This window comes from Nocardioides caricicola, assembly GCF_039541135.1.
Taxonomy (GTDB): domain Bacteria; phylum Actinomycetota; class Actinomycetes; order Propionibacteriales; family Nocardioidaceae; genus Nocardioides; species Nocardioides caricicola.
In genome coordinates this window covers 211,740-228,351 of record NZ_BAABFQ010000001.1, presented here as the reverse complement: position 1 = coordinate 228,351, position 16,612 = coordinate 211,740, and the positions used below count along the sequence as shown (strand labels likewise).

General features: G+C 72.2%; 12 protein-coding genes. 9 read left to right on the top strand and 3 right to left on the bottom strand.

Going from position 1 to position 16,612, the window contains the following annotated elements; all coding sequences use genetic code 11:
- Positions 1 to 9 precede the first annotated feature (9 nt).
- Positions 10 to 2,346, bottom strand: coding sequence for a DEAD/DEAH box helicase (locus ABD875_RS01225; RefSeq protein ID WP_345170641.1), 2,337 nt, complete (start codon positions 2,344 to 2,346; stop codon positions 10 to 12).
- A 208-nt stretch (positions 2,347 to 2,554) separates the two neighbouring features.
- Between ABD875_RS01225 and ABD875_RS01220 the strand changes: the two genes are divergently transcribed.
- From ABD875_RS01220 to ABD875_RS01210, 3 genes are all read left to right on the top strand, one after another.
- Positions 2,555 to 2,893 carry an STAS domain-containing protein gene (locus tag ABD875_RS01220; protein WP_243060149.1) on the top strand — a complete coding sequence of 113 codons (339 nt, stop codon included), beginning with the start codon at positions 2,555 to 2,557 and terminating at the stop codon, positions 2,891 to 2,893.
- Between the two features lie 234 nt (positions 2,894 to 3,127).
- The gene (locus ABD875_RS01215) at positions 3,128 to 5,527 is read left to right on the top strand and encodes a sodium-translocating pyrophosphatase (RefSeq protein WP_345170640.1); all 2,400 of its coding nucleotides are present in this window, start codon (positions 3,128 to 3,130) and stop codon (positions 5,525 to 5,527) included.
- Positions 5,528 to 5,598: 71 nt separating this feature from the next.
- Positions 5,599 to 7,059: a DUF7059 domain-containing protein gene (locus ABD875_RS01210; RefSeq protein ID WP_345170639.1), complete on the top strand. Its 1,461-nt coding sequence runs from the start codon at positions 5,599 to 5,601 to the stop codon at positions 7,057 to 7,059.
- Here the strand turns inward: ABD875_RS01210 and ABD875_RS01205 are convergent, their stop codons facing one another.
- Positions 7,060 to 7,776 carry a hypothetical protein gene (locus ABD875_RS01205; RefSeq protein WP_345170638.1) on the bottom strand — a complete coding sequence of 239 codons (717 nt, stop codon included), beginning with the start codon at positions 7,774 to 7,776 and terminating at the stop codon, positions 7,060 to 7,062.
- Positions 7,773 to 8,285, bottom strand: a complete 513-nt coding sequence (locus tag ABD875_RS01200; RefSeq protein ID WP_345170637.1) for a sigma-70 family RNA polymerase sigma factor — start codon at positions 8,283 to 8,285, stop codon at positions 7,773 to 7,775. The genes ABD875_RS01205 and ABD875_RS01200 overlap by 4 nt, the downstream gene beginning before the upstream one ends.
- 155 nt (positions 8,286 to 8,440) lie before the next feature.
- On the opposite strand from ABD875_RS01200, the gene topA reads away from it, so the two are divergent.
- From topA to ABD875_RS01170, 6 genes are all read left to right on the top strand, one after another.
- Positions 8,441 to 11,137 carry a type I DNA topoisomerase gene (gene topA / locus ABD875_RS01195; RefSeq protein ID WP_345170636.1) on the top strand — a complete coding sequence of 899 codons (2,697 nt, stop codon included), beginning with the start codon at positions 8,441 to 8,443 and terminating at the stop codon, positions 11,135 to 11,137.
- 150 nt (positions 11,138 to 11,287) lie between these two features.
- Complete coding sequence (locus ABD875_RS01190) at positions 11,288 to 12,295, top strand: LacI family DNA-binding transcriptional regulator (protein WP_345170635.1); 1,008 nt, start codon at positions 11,288 to 11,290, stop codon at positions 12,293 to 12,295.
- An 86-nt stretch (positions 12,296 to 12,381) separates the two neighbouring features.
- Positions 12,382 to 14,028, top strand: a complete 1,647-nt coding sequence (gene araB, locus ABD875_RS01185; RefSeq protein ID WP_345170634.1) for a ribulokinase — start codon at positions 12,382 to 12,384, stop codon at positions 14,026 to 14,028.
- Complete coding sequence (locus ABD875_RS01180) at positions 14,025 to 14,696, top strand: L-ribulose-5-phosphate 4-epimerase (RefSeq protein WP_345170633.1); 672 nt, start codon at positions 14,025 to 14,027, stop codon at positions 14,694 to 14,696. Before araB ends, ABD875_RS01180 begins: the two co-directional genes overlap by 4 nt.
- Positions 14,693 to 16,198 (top strand): L-arabinose isomerase, encoded by a 1,506-nt coding sequence (gene araA / locus ABD875_RS01175; protein WP_345170632.1) that lies wholly within the window; start codon positions 14,693 to 14,695, stop codon positions 16,196 to 16,198. The genes ABD875_RS01180 and araA overlap by 4 nt, the downstream gene beginning before the upstream one ends.
- 224 nt (positions 16,199 to 16,422) lie before the next feature.
- Positions 16,423 to 16,578, top strand: a complete 156-nt coding sequence (locus ABD875_RS01170) for a hypothetical protein (RefSeq protein WP_345170631.1) — start codon at positions 16,423 to 16,425, stop codon at positions 16,576 to 16,578.
- The last annotated feature ends 34 nt before the right edge of the window (positions 16,579 to 16,612 follow it).

Below are 16,612 nucleotides of genomic sequence, written 5' to 3'. Positions count from 1 at the left end.
GGGCGGAGGCTACTCCGCCGGAGCCCCGGTGAGCAGCACGTCGAGGAGTGCGCAGGCGCCGAGCTTGTCGAGGGGGTTGTTCTGGTTGCCGCACTTCGGGGACTGGATGCACGACGGGCAGCCCTCGTCGCACTCGCACGCCTCGATCGTGTCCCGGGTCGCCCGGAGCCAGGAGCGGGCCGCGTGGAAGCCGCGCTCGGCGAAGCCGGCGCCGCCCGGGTGCCCGTCGTAGACGAAGACCGTGAGCTGCCCGGTGTCGGGGTGGACGGCGGTCGAGACGCCGCCGATGTCCCACCGGTCGCAGGTCGCGAACAGCGGCAGCAGGCCGATCGAGCAGTGCTCCGCGGCGTGGGCGGCGCCGGGCAGGTCGCGCCCGGTAAGCCCGCCCTCGGTCAGGGCGTGCTCGGGCACCGTCCACCAGACCGCCGCGGTGCGCAGGGAGCGCTCGGGGAGGTCGAGCGGCTCCTCGCCCAGCACCTCGCCGCCCGGCTGGCGACGCTTGAGGAACGACACGACCTGGTGGGTCACGTCCACCTCGCCGAACGACAGCCGGCAGTCGCCCCAGGCGCGGTGCTCGCGCTCCTGCACGATCGAGATGTCGGTGATCTCGCGCGCCGAGGTTGAGTAGTCCGGATCGGCGCGCTCGATGACCGCCGCGTGGTCGTCGAGGTCGAGCGAGCGCACCAGCCAGGTCTCCCCGCGGTGCACGTACACCGCGCCCGGGTGGGCCGTGCCGTGGGCGCTGGAGGCGTCGACGGTGCCGATCATCCGGCCGGTCCCGGCCTCGACCAGCTGCACGGGCGAGCCGCCGGTCGAGCGGATGTCGGCGAGGTCGCTGGCCCGGCGCCGGTCGGTCCAGAACCAGCCGCGCGGCCGCTTGCGCAGCAGCCCGCCGTCGGTGAGCGCGTCGACCACCTCGCGCGCGGTCGGGCCGAACAACGGCAGGTCCGCCTCGGTCAGCGGTGCCTCGTGCGCGGCCGCGCACAGGTGCGGGCCGAGGACGTAGGGGTTCGACGGGTCGAAGACCGTGGCCTCGACGGGCCGGCCGAGGAGGGTCTCCGGGTGGCTCACGAGGTAGGTGTCGAGCGGGTCGTCGCGGGCGACGAGGATGCCCAGGGCGTCCTGGGCGCCGCGGCCGGCGCGGCCCACCTGCTGCCACAGCGCGGCGCGGGTGCCGGGGAAGCCGGCGATGAGCACGGCGTCCAGGCCGCTGATGTCGATGCCGAGCTCGAGGGCGTTCGTCGCTGCCAGCCCGGTGAGCTCGCCGCGGCGCAGCGCCTCCTCGATCGCCCGGCGCTCCTCGGGCAGGTAGCCACCGCGGTACGACGCGACCCGCCCGGGCAGCGAGGGGTCGACCTCGGCGAGCAGCTCGGCGGCGGTCATCGCCACCTGCTCGGCGCCACGACGCGAGCGGATGAACGCCAGGGTGCGGACGTCCTCGGTGACCAGGTCGGCCAGCAGGTCGGCGGCCTCCGACGAGGCGGCGCGCCGCACCGGGGCGCCGTTCTCGCCGGTGAACGAGGTCAGCGGCGGCTCCCACAGCAGCAGCGACACCTCACCGCGCGGCGAGTCGTCGCCGGTGATCGCCATGACGTCGAGGCCGGTGAGCCGCCCGGCCGCGACCTCCGGCTCGGCGACGGTGGCGGAGGCGAGCACGAAGGTCGGGGAGGCGCCGTACGACGCGCAGACCCGGCGCAGGCGGCGCAGCACGTGCGACACGTGGGCGCCGAACACGCCGCGGTAGTGGTGGCACTCGTCGACGACGACGTACTGCAACGAGCCGAGGAACGACGCCCACCGCGCGTGCCCGGGCAGCAGGGAGCGGTGCAGCATGTCGGGGTTGGTGAGGACGTACTCCGCGTGGTCGCGCGCCCAGTCCCGCTGCTCGCGCGGGCTGTCGCCGTCGTGGGTGGTGACGCGCACGTCCGTACCCAGCGCGGAGATCCCGGCGAGCTGGTCCTGCGCGAGCGCCTTGGTCGGCGCCAGGTACAGCACGGTCGCCCCGCGCTGCCCCCGGGAGCCCCGGGCCGCGCGCACCGCCGAGAGCGCAGGCAGCTGGTAGGCCAGGCTCTTGCCGGAGGCCGTCCCGGTGGCGAGCACGACGTGCTGACCCTCCTGGGCGGCCTCGGCCGCGATCACCTGGTGCCGCCACGGCCGTTCGATGCCGCGGGCGCGCAGCGCGGCGACCAGGTCGGCGTCGGCCCAGACCGGCCAGTCGGCGTGCGTCGCGGCGCGCGCGGGGAGCACCTCGAGGTGGCGCAGCCGGTCCTCGCGGCCGGGGACGGCCGCCAGCCGGTCGACCACGCCGCGCACCCCCGGCACGCGGGAACCGAGCGTCGACGTCACCTCTGCATTGTCCTCCACGGCACCGACACCGGACCCGGTCCGGCCCCGCTCTCGCCCCGTTCCCACCCCGTCTGCGACACTCTCACCTGTGGACAGTGGGCGGCTTTTGTGCGCTCGGGTGCACGAGCGTGGTTTCATGGTGCTGGCCGGATGTCGGGTTCCATGCCGACGAGCCCTCCGGCAACCGAACATTTTGCGGGAGACATAGGTGGACCTGACTCTGACCACGCGCGAGGCCGGTGGCAAGACCATCGTGGCCGTCGGCGGCGAGATCGACGTCTACACGGCCCCCAAGCTGCGCGACAAGATCACCGAGCTGGTCGCGGACGGCGTGTACGACATCGTGATCGACATGGAGGAGGTCGAGTTCCTCGACTCGACCGGGCTCGGCGTCCTCGTGGGCGGCCTGAAGAAGGTCCGTGCCCACGACGGCTCGCTCCAGCTGGTCTGCAACCAGGACCGGCTCCTCAAGATCTTCCGGATCACCGGCCTGGCGAAGGTCTTCGTGATCCACGAGTCGGCGGACGCGGCGCTCGCCAGCAGCTGACCGGTACGACTTCCTCGACCCCGGCGTCCTCGGACGCCGGGGTCGAGTCCATTTCTGAGTCCATCTCGGTCCATCTCCGGGCGCATCCCTGCCACACATCTCCTCGCTCCGCAGCGACTCACCGCGACTCGCCGTGTGGCTCGGGTCACATCCCCGTGCGTTCGGGCGGTCTCTCGTGCGTAGACTCCGCCGCACGTCCGTGAGACATGAATCACTCTCTTCGAGGAGGAACGCATGACGGGGATCGCTCCCGCAGTCGTGGAAGTCTCCGGAGGCAACCTCGTGCTGGTCATCGTCGTCGCACTGATCGCGCTCGGCGCGCTCGCGATGGCGGCGATGTTCCGCCAGGAGGTACTTGCCGCCGGTGAGGGCACCGACAACATGAAGAACATCGCCCAGGCGATCCAGGAAGGTGCCAACGCGTATCTGCAGCGACAGTTCCGCACGCTGGCGATCTTCGCGGCGATCGCGTTCTTCGCGTTGCTGGCCCTGCCGGCCGACGACTGGGTGGTCCGCGTCTTCCGCTCGATCTTCTTCCTGGTCGGCGCCGGGTTCTCCGCCAGCATCGGCTACCTGGGCATGTCCCTGGCCGTGAAGGCGAACGTCCGCGTCGCGGCGGCCGCGAACACCGAGGGCCGCAACACCGCGATGAACATCGGGTTCCGCACCGGCGCCGTGGTCGGCATGGCCACCGTCGGCCTGGGCCTCCTCGGCGCGAGCGTCGTGGTCATGCTCTTCGAGGACGAGGCCCCGCACGTGCTCGAGGGCTTCGGCTTCGGCGCCGCGCTGCTCGCGATGTTCATGCGAGTCGGCGGCGGCATCTTCACCAAGGCCGCCGACGTCGGCGCCGACCTGGTCGGCAAGGTCGAGCAGAACATCCCCGAGGACGACCCGCGCAACGCCGCGACCATCGCCGACAACGTGGGCGACAACGTCGGCGACTGCGCCGGCATGGCCGCCGACCTCTTCGAGTCGTACGCCGTCACGCTGGTCGCCGCGCTGATCCTCGGCTCCCAGGCGTTCGGCGACAAGGGCCTGGTCTACCCGCTGCTGATCCCCGCGATCGGCGCGCTGACCGCGGTCGCGGGCGTGTACCTCTGCAAGCCGCGCACGGGCGAGAACGGCCTGGTCACGATCAACCGGGCCTTCTACCTCTCCGCCGGCATCGCCGCGGTCGCCTCGGTGGTGCTGTCGTTCATCTACCTGCCCACCAGCTTCGTCGAGCTGCAGGCCGGGACCGGGCGCAACCTGCTCGACCAGTTCGTGCTCGCCGACACCCCCGACGGCAACCCGGCGCTGATCGCCTCCGCCGCGGTCGTGATCGGCATCGTGCTGGCGGCGGTCATCCTCGCCCTCACGGGCTACTTCACCGGCACCGACTACCGCCCGGTCAAGGACGTCGGCAAGACCTCGGTCACCGGCCCGGCGACCGTGATCCTGTCGGGCCTGTCGGTCGGCTTCGAGTCGGCGGTCTACACGACGCTCGTCATCGGCGCTGCCGTCTTCGGCGCGTTCCTGCTCGGCGCCGGCTCGCTCTCGATCGCGCTGTTCGCGGTGGCCCTGGCCGGCTGCGGCCTGCTCACCACCGTCGGCGTGATCGTCGCGATGGACACCTTCGGCCCGGTCTCCGACAACGCCCAGGGCGTCGCGGAGATGTCCGGAGACGTGAGCCCCGAGGGCGCGCAGATCCTCACCGAGCTCGACGCGGTCGGCAACACCACGAAGGCGATCACCAAGGGCATCGCGATCGCGACCGCCGTGCTCGCCGCGAGCGCGCTGTTCGGCTCCTACATCGGCTCCGCGCTCGACCAGGTCGTCGAGGCCCGGGTGCCCGAGTCGAAGGCCAGCGACCTCGGGTTCCTGGTGTTCAGCCCGGACATCCTGGTCGGGATGCTGCTCGGCGTCGCGGTGGTGTTCCTCTTCTCCGGTCTGGCGATCAACGCCGTCGGCCGGGCCGCCGGCGCGGTGGTCCTCGAGGTGCGCCGCCAGTTCCGCGAGATCCCCGGGATCATGGAGGGCACCGGACGTCCGGAGTACGGCCGCGTCGTCGACATCGTGACCCGCGACTCGCTGCGCGAGCTCACCACGCCGGGAGTCCTGGCGATCCTGGCGCCGATCGCGGTCGGCTTCGGCCTCGGCGTCGGCCCGCTGGCGGGCTTCCTCGCCGGCGCGATCGCCGCCGGTGCGCTGATGGCGGTCTTCCTCGCCAACTCCGGCGGTGCGTGGGACAACGCCAAGAAGCTGGTCGAGGACGGCCACCACGGCGGCAAGGGCTCGCCGGCGCACGAGGCCACCATCATCGGTGACACCGTGGGCGACCCGTTCAAGGACACCGCCGGCCCGGCGATCAACCCGCTGCTCAAGGTGATGAACCTCGTGTCGCTGCTGATCGTGGGCGCCGTGGTCAGCATGACGCTCGGCGAGGACAGCAACCGGCCGCTCTCGATCGTGATCGGACTGGCGGCGTTCACGGGCATCGTGGTCGCGGTCTACATCTCGAAGCGCCGCCCGGTCGCGATCGACGCGTCCGACCCGGGGGTGCCGGCACCGCCGCCGCCGCCTCCGCCGCCGACCGCTCCGCCTCCGCCGCCGCCGAGCGACCCGGCGCCGACGCAGCAGATCGAGACGCACTAGCACGGCCGTCGTGGCCCCACCCGAGGTGATCGGGTGGGGCCACGGCGCTGTGGAGGTCCTACGCTCATGGGGTGAACGCCGCTTCGATCTCCGAGCTCCCGGCCCGGCTCCGGGCCGCGCTCGTCATGGCGGGCTTCACCTACGACGGGGTCGCGGACGTGCTCGGGCCGACGGCGTTCGCCGCGCTCAACCGCAACGAGACCACCCCGGGGCTACGCCGCACCGCCGGCGGCTGGCCGTTGGAGACGCTGATCCGGCTGTTCCTGCTGCAGGCGCCGGTCGAGCTCGCCGCCGCGCAGCGCGCGCTGCCCGGCCTGGTCGACCGGCTCGCGGTCGAGGGCATCCTCGAGCAGACCGTCGGCGAGGTGGCCGCGCGCCTGGACGTCCGGCCGTACGCCACCGACGACCAGCACCTGTGGGTCGTCAGCGACCTCACCCCTGGCCTGGACGGCAGCGCGAACCGGGTCGGCGCCGACCACGTCCTCGGCATCAGCCCGGCGTCCACCTCCCTCGCGCAGCTGACCCTGCGCGAGCCCGTCGGGCGGTCGCTCGACCTCGGCACCGGCTGCGGGGTGCAGGCCCTCCACCTGGCGCGGCACAGCGACGCCGTCGTCGCCACCGACGTCAACCAGCGGGCCCTGCGGGTCGCTCGCTTCAACGCGGCGCTCAACGAGGTGGCCGACCGCGTCGACGTGCGCGACGGCTCGTTCTTCGAGCCCGTGGCCGGCGAGCAGTTCGACCTGATCGCCACCAACCCGCCGTTCGTCATCTCGCCCGCAACGGGAGAACAGCTGGTCTACCGAGACTCCGGGCTGCCGGGCGACAGCGTCGTCGAGCACATCGTCCGCACCGCGCCCGACCACCTCACCGAGCACGGCTGGTGCCAGGTGCTCGCCAATTGGGTGGTGCCCGCGGGCGGCGCGTGGCAGGAGCGGATCGCGGGGTGGGTGCCCGCGGGCTGCGACACGTTCGTCGTCCAGCGCGAGCTGATCGACCCGGCGGCGTACGTCGAGCTGTGGCTCAAGGACGCCGGCCTGCACGGCACCAACGACTACCTCGTGCGCTACGACACCTGGCTGTCGTGGTTCGAGGAGCAGGGCATCGAGGCGATCGGCTTCGGCTGGATCAACCTGCGCCGCAGCGGCGGCTCGGCCATGGAGTTCCTGGAGTGGCCGTACGACGTCGAGCAGCCGATCGCGCCGGCGATCCGCGACTGGGGCCGCGCGACCGACGCGACGGTCGACCTCGACTCGCGCCTGGTGACCCGGGTGGACGTGCGTCAGGAGACGCAGGGCGCGCCCGGTGAGGCCGACCCCGAGACCGTCGTGCTGCGCCAGCAGCGCGGCCTGCGCCGGGCCCGCCAGGTCGACACGGTCGAGGCGGCGTTCGTCGGCGCCTGCGACGGCGACCTCAGCATCGGCCAGATCCTCGACGCGGTCAGCCAGCTGCTCGACCTCGACCCGGCCCAGACGCGGGCGACCTACCTGCCGGTCGCCCGCGAGCTCGTGCGTGAGGGCTTCCTGCAGGCGTGACTACCGGAGCAGCCCGTCGAGCACGACGGACTGCTTGCCCTCCTCGCTGCCCAGCGTGCCGCTGACCTCCAGCCGCAGCGTCGGCACCGGCTCGCAGGACGCCTCCAGCACCCGGACGGTGCCGGTGTCGCCGACCGAGCTCGACAGCTCGTTGCCGTCGGGCGCGCCCTCCGTGTCCGCGATGAACACGTTGATCGGCTCCGGGCTGGAGCCGCCCGGGCCCTCGATCGGGTACGTCAGGACTGGTCCGCCCTCGAGCTCGGACACGATGCCCTGGATCAGGACGAACGGCTTGCTCACCGTGGCGTCGTCGTCCTCGATCGACCCGCTGAACTCGATCGGGCTGTAGGCCCAGATCCGGTCCGGCGTCGGGGTGTCGATCGGCTGGTCGCCGTTCGCCACCGGCGGGTCGCACGAGACCGTGACGTCCGGGAACGCGACGGTCGAGCCGTCGGGCCGGGTCATCACCAGCGTGCTGGTGGGCCCCGGCGGCTGGTCGGTCGCGATCGTGCGGCCGTCCGGGTCGTCACCGCCACTCAGCGCGACCGCCGTGCCGACGCCGGCGACCAGCACGAATGCCGTTCCGCCGGCCACCGTCGCCCGGCGGCGGCGCCGGCGGGCCGTGACCCGGCGGGCGACCCGCTCCTGCGCGTCCAGGGGTGGTGCGAGCGCGCTGTCCAGGCGCTCGAACCCGTCTCGGATCTGCTGCTCGGTCATGCCGTGTCTCCCGTCGTGGTGCGCAGCGGGCCGTGCTCGCGCGCGTGCTCCCTCAGCCGCTCCGTCCCTCGGGACAGCTGGCTCTTCACCGTTCCTTCCGAGCAGCCCATCCGCGCCGCGATGCCGCGCACGTCGAGGTCCTCGACGTAGCGCAGCGCCAGCGCGGTGCGCTGCCGTGGTGAGAGGGTCGCCAGCGCCTCGACCAGCCAGGCGTCGGTGTCGCCCACGACGTCGACCGGCGCCTCCTCCGACGGGCCGCCGAGCAGCGGCAGCTCGCGCCGCAGCCGGCGGAGCCGGTCGATGTTCAACCGCACCATCACGGTGCGCGCGTACGCCGCCGGCTCGTCGAAGCGGGTCCGTCCCCACCGCTCCCCGAGCCGGGCAAGCGTCTCCTGGGTCAGGTCCCACGCGTCGTGCTGGTTCGCCGTCAGCGCATGCGCCAACCCCAGCAGGGGCCGGGTCTGCACCGCCACGAAGTCGGCGAAGTCGAGGTCGTTCGTCCGGTCCATCCCTCGGCCTCCGAGTCGTCAGTCGTGCCTCTCACCTACCCTCTTTTGACGACGGCGACCGCGCGAACGTTGAGGGCCGCCGGGAATGTGTTTCGGAGCGTTCGCGCTACCGTGTTCGGCCGGAGCACCCCAGAAGCAGGAAGAAAGAAGTCCCAGTGGCTCACAAGTTGGTGATCGTCGAGTCCCCGGCGAAGGCCCGCACCATCGGCGGGTACCTCGGCCAGGGCTATGTCGTCGAGTCCTCCATCGGCCACATCCGCGACCTCCCGAACAGCGCTGCGGACACCCCGGCGAAGATCAAGGACAAGCCGTGGGGTCGGCTCGCCGTCGACGTCGACAACGGCTTCGAGCCGTACTACGTCGTGCCGCGGGACAAGAAGGCGCACATCACCAAGCTCAAGGGCCTGCTCAAGGACGCCGACGAGCTCTACCTCGCCACCGATGAGGACCGCGAGGGTGAGGCGATCGCCTGGCACCTCCTCGACGAGCTGAAGCCGAAGAACATCCCGGTCAAGCGGATGGTCTTCCACGAGATCACCAAGCCCGCGATCCTCGCGGCCGCCGACAACCCGCGCGAGCTCGACATGGACCTCGTCGAGGCCCAGGAGGCGCGCCGCATCCTCGACCGCCTCTACGGCTACGAGGTCAGCCCGGTGCTGTGGAAGAAGGTCATGTCCGGCCTGTCCGCGGGCCGGGTGCAGTCCGTGGCGACCCGCCTGGTGGTGGCCCGCGAGCGCGAGCGGATGGCGTTCAAGGTCGCGTCGTACTGGGACCTCGAGGGCACGTTCGACGCCGGCGCCTCCAAGGAGCCCCGGATGTTCCCGGCGAAGCTCCACTCGATCGACGGCGCCCGCGTGGCCGGAGGCTCGGACTTCAGCCCGGACGGCCTGCTCAAAAGCAAGAAGGACGAGCGCGTCCACCTCGACCGCACCGCCGCCGAGGCGCTGGTCGCCGCGCTCAGCGACACGACGTACGACGTCCGCTCGGTCGAGGCCAAGCCGTACCGCCGCTCGCCGTACGCGCCCTTCCGCACCACCACCCTCCAGCAGGAGGCCAGCCGCAAGCTCGGCATGAGCGCGTCGGTGACCATGTCGGTCGCGCAGCGCCTGTACGAGAACGGCTTCATCACCTACATGCGTACCGACTCGACGACGCTGTCGGACGCCGCGATCAACGCCGCCCGGGCGCAGGTCCGTGAGCTGTACGGCGCCGAGTACCTCCCCGACGCCCCGCGCACCTACGCCAGCAAGGTCAAGAACGCGCAGGAGGCGCACGAGGCGATCCGCCCGGCGGGGGACTCGTTCCGCACGCCGGCGCAGACCGGGCTGACCGGCGACCAGTTCCGGCTGTACGAGCTGATCTGGATGCGCACCGTCGCCTCGCAGATGAAGGACGCGGTCGGCCAGTCGGTGTCGGTGCGAGTCGGCGGCGCCGCGTCCGACGGCCGCGACGTCGTGTTCGCCGCGTCCGGCCGCGTGATCACGTTCCACGGCTTCCTCAAGGCCTACGTCGAGGGCACCGACGCCGGCAAGCGCAGCGACGACGACCAGGTGCCGCTCCCGGACCTGCACGAGGGTGACGCGGTCAGCGCCGCCTCGCTCACCGCGAACGGCCACGAGACCAAGCCGCCGGCCCGCTACACCGAGGCCACGCTGATCAAGGAGCTCGAGGACCGCGAGATCGGGCGACCGTCGACGTACGCCTCGATCATCGGCACCATCCTCAACCGCGGCTACGTCTACAAGAAGGGCACCGCGCTGGTGCCCGCCTGGCTGGCGTTCTCGGTGATCCGGCTGCTGGAGGAGCACTTCCCGCGCCAGGTGTCCTACGAGTTCACCGCCGGCATGGAGGACGTGCTCGACGAGATCGCCGGTGGCCGCAAGGACCTCAAGACCGAGCTCGGCGAGTTCTACTACGGCTCGGACTCCGTCGTCGGCCTCAAGCCGCTGGTCGACGGGCTCGGCGAGATCGACGCCCGCGAGCTCGCGACGTTCCCGATCGGCACGCCCGAGGACGGCATCAACCTCCGGGTCGGCCGCTACGGGCCCTACCTCGAGGGTCCCGACGACGAGGGCACGCCGTTCGCCGTCCGCGCGAACGTCCCCGACGACCTGCCGCCCGACGAGCTGACCGTGGCCAAGGCCAAGGAGCTGCTCGCGAACCCGGCCGGCGAGGAGATCGAGCTCGGCGTCCACCCGGAGTCCGGGCTGCACATCGTGGCGAAGAACGGCCGCTTCGGGCCGTACGTCACCGAGGTGCTGCCGGAGGACGCGAAGAAGGGCGACAAGCCGCGCACCGGCTCGCTGTTCAAGTCGATGTCGCTCGACACGATCACGTTCGAGGACGCGCTGAAGCTGCTGTCGCTGCCGCGCGTGGTCGGCGCCGACCCCGAGTCCGGTGAGGAGATCACCGCCCAGAACGGCCGCTACGGGCCGTACCTCAAGAAGGGCACCGACTCCCGCTCGCTGGCCTCCGAGGACCAGCTGCTCACGATCACCCTCGACGAGGCGCTGCGGATCTACGCCCAGCCCAAGCAGCGCGGCCGGGCCGCGGCCGCCGCGCCGCTCAAGGAGCTCGGCGAGGACCCGGTCTCCAAGCAGCCGGTCGTGGTGAAGGCGGGCCGGTTCGGCGAGTACGTCACCGACGGTGAGTACAACGCCACCCTCCGCAAGGAGGACACCGTCGAGTCGATCACGCTCGAGCGCGCCGCGGAGCTGCTCGCCGAGCGCCGCGCCAAGGGCCCGGCCAAGAAGGCGGCCAAGAAGGGCGCGAAGAAGGCGCCTGCCAAGAAGGCGGCCAAGAAGACCACCGCGAAGAAGACGACCAAGAAGGCCGCGGCCAAGAAGTCCTGACGCCCGGGCGTGGGTGGTGTCGTCGCAGGTTCACCAGGTGATGTGGGTGAACCTGCACTTCCCACGGCCTGCACGCCATGGGAAGTGCGGGTTCGTCTGCATACCGTGGTGAACCGACACCGGCCACACCGCGACGGCTAGCCTGCGCGCATGGCCGCGAGCAGCCGGAAGCGCCAGCCCACGATGACGGACGTGGCCGCGCTGGCGAACGTCTCCCACCAGACCGTCTCGCGGGTCCTCAACGACCCGGCGACGGTCCGGCCCGAGACCGCGGCCCGCGTGCAGGAGGCCATCGCCGAGCTCGGCTACCGGCGCAACCTCTCGGCCCGGCTGCTGGCGTCGAAGCGGTCGAGCCTGATCGGGGTCGCGATCTGGGGGACCAGCCAGTACGGCCCGCAGCAGGTGCTGCTCGCGCTCGACGCCGCCGCACGCAAGGCCGGGTACCGGCTCTCGGTCAGCACGCTGCACGAGCTCACCGAGCGCGACACCCACGAGGCCGTCGACGAGCTGCTCCAGCTCGGCGTCGAGGCGGTCGTGCTGATCGTGCCGCGCGAGTCGGTGCTCCAGCTCGACGATCCCGGCCTGCCGATGCTGGTCGTCGAGGGCGACCTGTCGCGGGTGCCGTTGACCGCCGGCGTCGACAACGTCCAGGGGGCGCAGCTCGCCACGCGGCACCTCCTGGAGCTCGGCCACCGCACCGTGGTCCAGGTCGCCGGCCCGCCCGGCTGGGCCGAGGCGACGGCGCGCGTCGAGGGGTGGCGGCTCGAGCTCGAGGCGTGGGGCCGGCCGGTGCCACCACTGCGCTGGGGCGGCGACTGGAGCGCGCAGAGCGGGTACGCCGCCGGCGCCTCGCTCGCGCGCGACCCGGAGGTGACCGCGGTCTTCGTCGCAAACGACCAGATGGCGATCGGCGTGATCGCCGCGCTGCGGGCAGCGGGCCGGCGGGTGCCCGAGGACGTCTCGGTCGTCGGGTTCGACGACCTCCCGGAGGCGGCGTACCTCGATCCGCCGCTGACCAGCGTCCGGCAGGACTTCCTCGAGCTCGGCCGACGCGCGATGGCGCTCCTCGAGCGGGCGCTGGCCGGCGAGGAGCAGCCCACGGTCGACCTGGTGCCGACCACGCTCGTGGTCCGGGCGTCGACCGCCGCGCCTCGCTAGCCCGGTCGCGGCGCGGCCTTGACGGCGCGTAGAGTGAGCGCTCACAATTCGTGAGCGCTCACACCGGGCGGACGAGGAGGCGGGCCATGACGTTCGTGATCGGCGTGGACTTCGGCACCCTCTCGGGGCGCGCCGTCGTGGTCCGGGTGTCCGACGGTGCCGAGGTCGGCACCGCGACCCACGACTACCCGCACGGGGTGCTCGACCGGGCGCTCCCCGACGGCACCCCGCTCGGCCCGGACTGGGCGCTGCAGGTCCCCTCCGACTACGTCGACGTGCTCAGGACCGCGGTGCCCGCCGCGATCCGCGACGCCGGAATCGACCCGGCCGAGGTGATCGGGATCGGCACCGACTTCACCGCCTGCACGATGGTCCCGACCACCGCCGACGGCACACCCCTCAACGAGGTCGACGGCAACGCCAGTGACCCGCACGCCTACGTGAAGCTCTGGAAGCACCACGCCGCACAGCCACAGGCCGACCGCATCAACGCCCTCGCGGCCAAGCGCGGCGAGCCCTGGCTGGCGCGCTACGGCGGCCTGATCTCGTCCGAGTGGGAGTTCGCCAAGGGCCTGCAGCTGCTCGAGGAGGCGCCGGCGACGTACGCCGCCACCGAGCACTGGGTCGAGGCTGCGGACTGGATCGTCTGGCAGCTGTGCGGAACCTACGTGCGCAACGCCTGCACCGCCGGCTACAAGGGCATCTTCCAGGACGGCACGTACCCGACCCGCGAGTTCCTCGCCGAGCTCAACCCCGACTTCGCCGACTTCGTGGCGGACAAGCTGGAGCACGAGATCGGCCAGCTCGGCGCGGTGGCCGGCCGGCTCACCGCGGAGGCCGCGGCGTGGACCGGGCTGCCGGAAGGGATCGTGGTCGCCGTCGGCAACGTCGACGCGCACGTGACCTCGCCGGCCGCGCAGTCGACCGAGCCGGGCCAGATGCTCGCGATCATGGGCACGTCGACCTGCCACATCATGAACGGCGAGGTGCTGCGCGAGGTCCCGGGCATGTGCGGCGTCGTCGAGGGCGGCGTCACCCCGGGGCTGTGGGGCTACGAGGCCGGGCAGTCCGGCGTCGGTGACATCTTCAACTGGTTCGTCACCCACTCCGTGCCCGCGTCGGTCACGGAGGAGGCCGCGGCGCGCGGGCTGTCGGTCCACGAGCTGCTCACCGAGAAGGCGAGCGCCCAGGCCGTCGGCGAGCACGGCCTCGTCGCGCTGGACTGGCACAGCGGCAACCGCTCGGTGCTGGTCGACCACGAGCTCAGCGGACTGGTGGTCGGCCTGACGCTGGCGACCCGGCCCGAGGACGTCTACCGCGCGCTGATCGAGGCGACCGCGTTCGGCGCCCGCACGATCGTCGACACGTTCAACGAGGCCGGCGTACCGGTCCGCGAGTTCGTCGTGGCGGGCGGCCTGCTCAAGAACCCGCTGGTCATGCAGATCTACGCCGACGTGCTGGACATCCCGATCTCGGTGATCAGGTCCGCACAGGGCCCGGCGCTCGGCTCGGCGATCCACGCGGCGGTCGCGGCCGGCGCCTACCCGGACATCCACGCGGCCTCCGCGGCGATGGGCGGCGTCGAGCGCGCCGCCCACGAGCCGGACCCGGAGCGCGCCGCGGCGTACCGGGAGCTCTACGCGGAGTACCGCACCCTGCACGACTACTTCGGCCGCGGTGCCAACGAGGTGATGCGCCGGCTCAAGGCGATCCGGCGGGAGGCGCACCGATGAGCGCCGAGCTGAAGCGCCTGCGCGAGGAGGTCGCGGCGCTGCACGCCGAGCTGACCCGCTACGGGCTGGTCGTGTGGACCGCCGGCAACGTGTCCGGCCGGGTGCCCGGCGAGGACCTGTTCGTGATCAAGCCGTCCGGCGTCTCGTACGACGAGCTCGACGCCGACGCGATGGTCGTCTGCGACCTCGAGGGCAACCTCGTCGACGGCACGCGGGCGCCGAGCTCGGACACCGCCGCCCATGCCTACGTCTACCGGCACATGCCCGAGGTCGGCGGGGTCGTGCACACGCACTCGACGTACGCCACCGCATGGGCCGCGCGCGGCGAGCCGGTGCCGTGCGTGCTCACGATGGGAGCCGACGAGTTCGGGGGCGAGATCCCGATCGGTCCGTTCGCGCTGATCGGCGACGACTCCATCGGCCGCGGCATCGTCGAGACGCTGCGCGGGAGCCGCTCGCCGGCCGTGCTCATGCAGAACCACGGCCCGTTCACGATCGGCACGGACGCCCGCGCGGCGGTCAAGGCGGCCGTGATGGTCGAGGACGTCGCCCGCACCGTGCACATCTCGCGCCAGCTCGGCGCCCCGCTTCCGATCGCCCAGGAGCACGTCGACGCGCTCCACGACCGCTACCAGAACGTCTACGGCCAGGCCGGAGGGAACGCGTGACCCAGAACAAGCAGCAGGAGATCTGGTTCCTCACCGGGAGCCAGCACCTCTACGGGCCCGAGGTCCTCGACCAGGTCGCCGCGAACTCCGCCGAGATCGCCTCCAAGCTCGACGCGTCGCCGCAGCTGCCGGTCCGGGTGGTCACCAAGCCGGTGCTCACCGGCGGCGACGCGATCCGCCGCGCGCTGCTCGACGCGACCGCGGACGACGCGTGCGTCGGCGTGATCGCGTGGATGCACACGTTCAGCCCGGCGAAGATGTGGATCACAGGTCTCGACGCTCTGCGCAAGCCGCTGCTCCACCTGCACACGCAGGCGAACCAGGCGCTGCCGTGGGCCGAGATCGACATGGACTTCATGAACCTCAACCAGGCCGCCCACGGCGACCGGGAGTTCGCCGCCGTCCAGACCCGGATGGGCGTCACCCGCAAGACCGTCGCCGGCCACGTCGACGACCCCGAGGTCGCCCGCCGCGTCGGCGTCTGGGCGCGCGCCGCGCTCGGCCGTGCCGAGATGACCGGCCTCAAGCTGGCTCGCTTCGGCGACAACATGCGCAACGTCGCGGTCACCGAGGGCGACAAGGTCGAGGCCGAGCGGCGCTTCGGCGTCTCGGTGAACACGTGGGGCGTCAACGACCTGGTCGCGGTGATCGACGCGGTCGCCGACGGCGACGTCGACGCGCTCGTCCAGGAGTACGCCGACACGTACGACGTCTCGCCCGCGCTGCTGCCCGGCGGGGACCGCCACGAGTCGCTGCGCTACGGCGCCCGCATCGAGGCCGGCCTGCGCGGCTTCCTCGCCGAGGGCGGCTTCACGGCGTTCACCACGAACTTCGAGGACCTCGGCGGGCTGCGCCAGCTCCCCGGCCTCGCCGTCCAGCGACTGATGGCCGACGGCTACGGCTTCGGCGGCGAGGGTGACTGGAAGACGTCGGTGATGGTGCGGACCCTGAAGACGGTCGCGGCCGGCCTGCCCGGCGGCACGTCGTTCATGGAGGACTACACGTACCACCTGGTGCCGGGCGAGGAGAAGATCCTCGGCGCGCACATGCTCGAGGTCTGCCCGAGCATCGCGGGCGAGCGGCCGAGGCTGGAGATCCACCCGCTGGGCATCGGCGGTCGCGAGGACCCGGTCCGGCTGGTGTTCGACGCCGCCCCCGGTGACGCGGTCGTCCTCGGCCTGGCCGACCTCGGCGAGCGGTTCCGCTTCGTCGCCAACGAGGTGGAGGTCGTCCCGCCGGACGCACCGCTGCCGAACCTCCCGGTCGCCCGCGCGGTGTGGCGACCGGCCCCCGACCTCCGCACGTCGACCGAGGGCTGGCTGATGGCCGGCGGACCGCACCACACGGTGCTGTCCACCGCCCTGACCGCCGAGCACCTCGAGGACCTCGCGGAGATGACCGGCACCGAGCTGGTGCTGATCGACGCCGACACCACGGTCCGCGGCCTGGCGAAGGAGCTGCGGTGGAACGCGGCGTACCACCGGCTGGCGCAGGGGCTGTGACGGGCCGCGACCGGGGCGGCCGCGGAGTCGGGGCTCGCGGGCTCCAGACACTAGGCTGGCGTCCCGCCGCGGATCAGGCTTGATCGTCACACACCAACTGCGATCGGTCCGCGGCGGCCAACGCTGACGACGGCCCCGAGACCTGCCCCTCTTGATTTGGGCGGGCTCGGGGCCTCGCCGGTCCACTCGCATCGTGCCGCGGCGTCGTGGGTACCGACGGCGGCATGGCCCTCCAGAGCTCTCGTCCCCTTGCCGTGGCCCTCGTGGTGCTCGCCGTCATCGTCGTCGGGCTGGGCGCATTCCTGCTGATCGGGCTGCTCCAGGACGACAAGACCGACATCGACCCGCAGAACGGCGAGGTCGTGACCCTCGTTCGCTGACCTCGGCGCACGCCGTCGGCCCCGCCGCCTAGGC

What these genes read in the sequence shown, in the direction of transcription:
- ABD875_RS01215 (WP_345170640.1), top strand. Translation starts at nt 3,128, where the DNA reads ATGACGGGGATCGCTCCCGCAGTCGTGGAAGTCTCCGGAGGCAACCTC.
- ABD875_RS01205 (WP_345170638.1), bottom strand. Translation starts at nt 7,776, where the DNA reads ATGACCGAGCAGCAGATCCGAGACGGGTTCGAGCGCCTGGACAGCGCG.
- ABD875_RS01200 (WP_345170637.1), bottom strand. Translation starts at nt 8,285, where the DNA reads ATGGACCGGACGAACGACCTCGACTTCGCCGACTTCGTGGCGGTGCAG.
- ABD875_RS01190 (WP_345170635.1), top strand. Translation starts at nt 11,288, where the DNA reads ATGGCCGCGAGCAGCCGGAAGCGCCAGCCCACGATGACGGACGTGGCC.
- araB (WP_345170634.1), top strand. Translation starts at nt 12,382, where the DNA reads ATGACGTTCGTGATCGGCGTGGACTTCGGCACCCTCTCGGGGCGCGCC.
- ABD875_RS01180 (WP_345170633.1), top strand. Translation starts at nt 14,025, where the DNA reads ATGAGCGCCGAGCTGAAGCGCCTGCGCGAGGAGGTCGCGGCGCTGCAC.
- ABD875_RS01170 (WP_345170631.1), top strand. Translation starts at nt 16,423, where the DNA reads ATGGCCCTCCAGAGCTCTCGTCCCCTTGCCGTGGCCCTCGTGGTGCTC.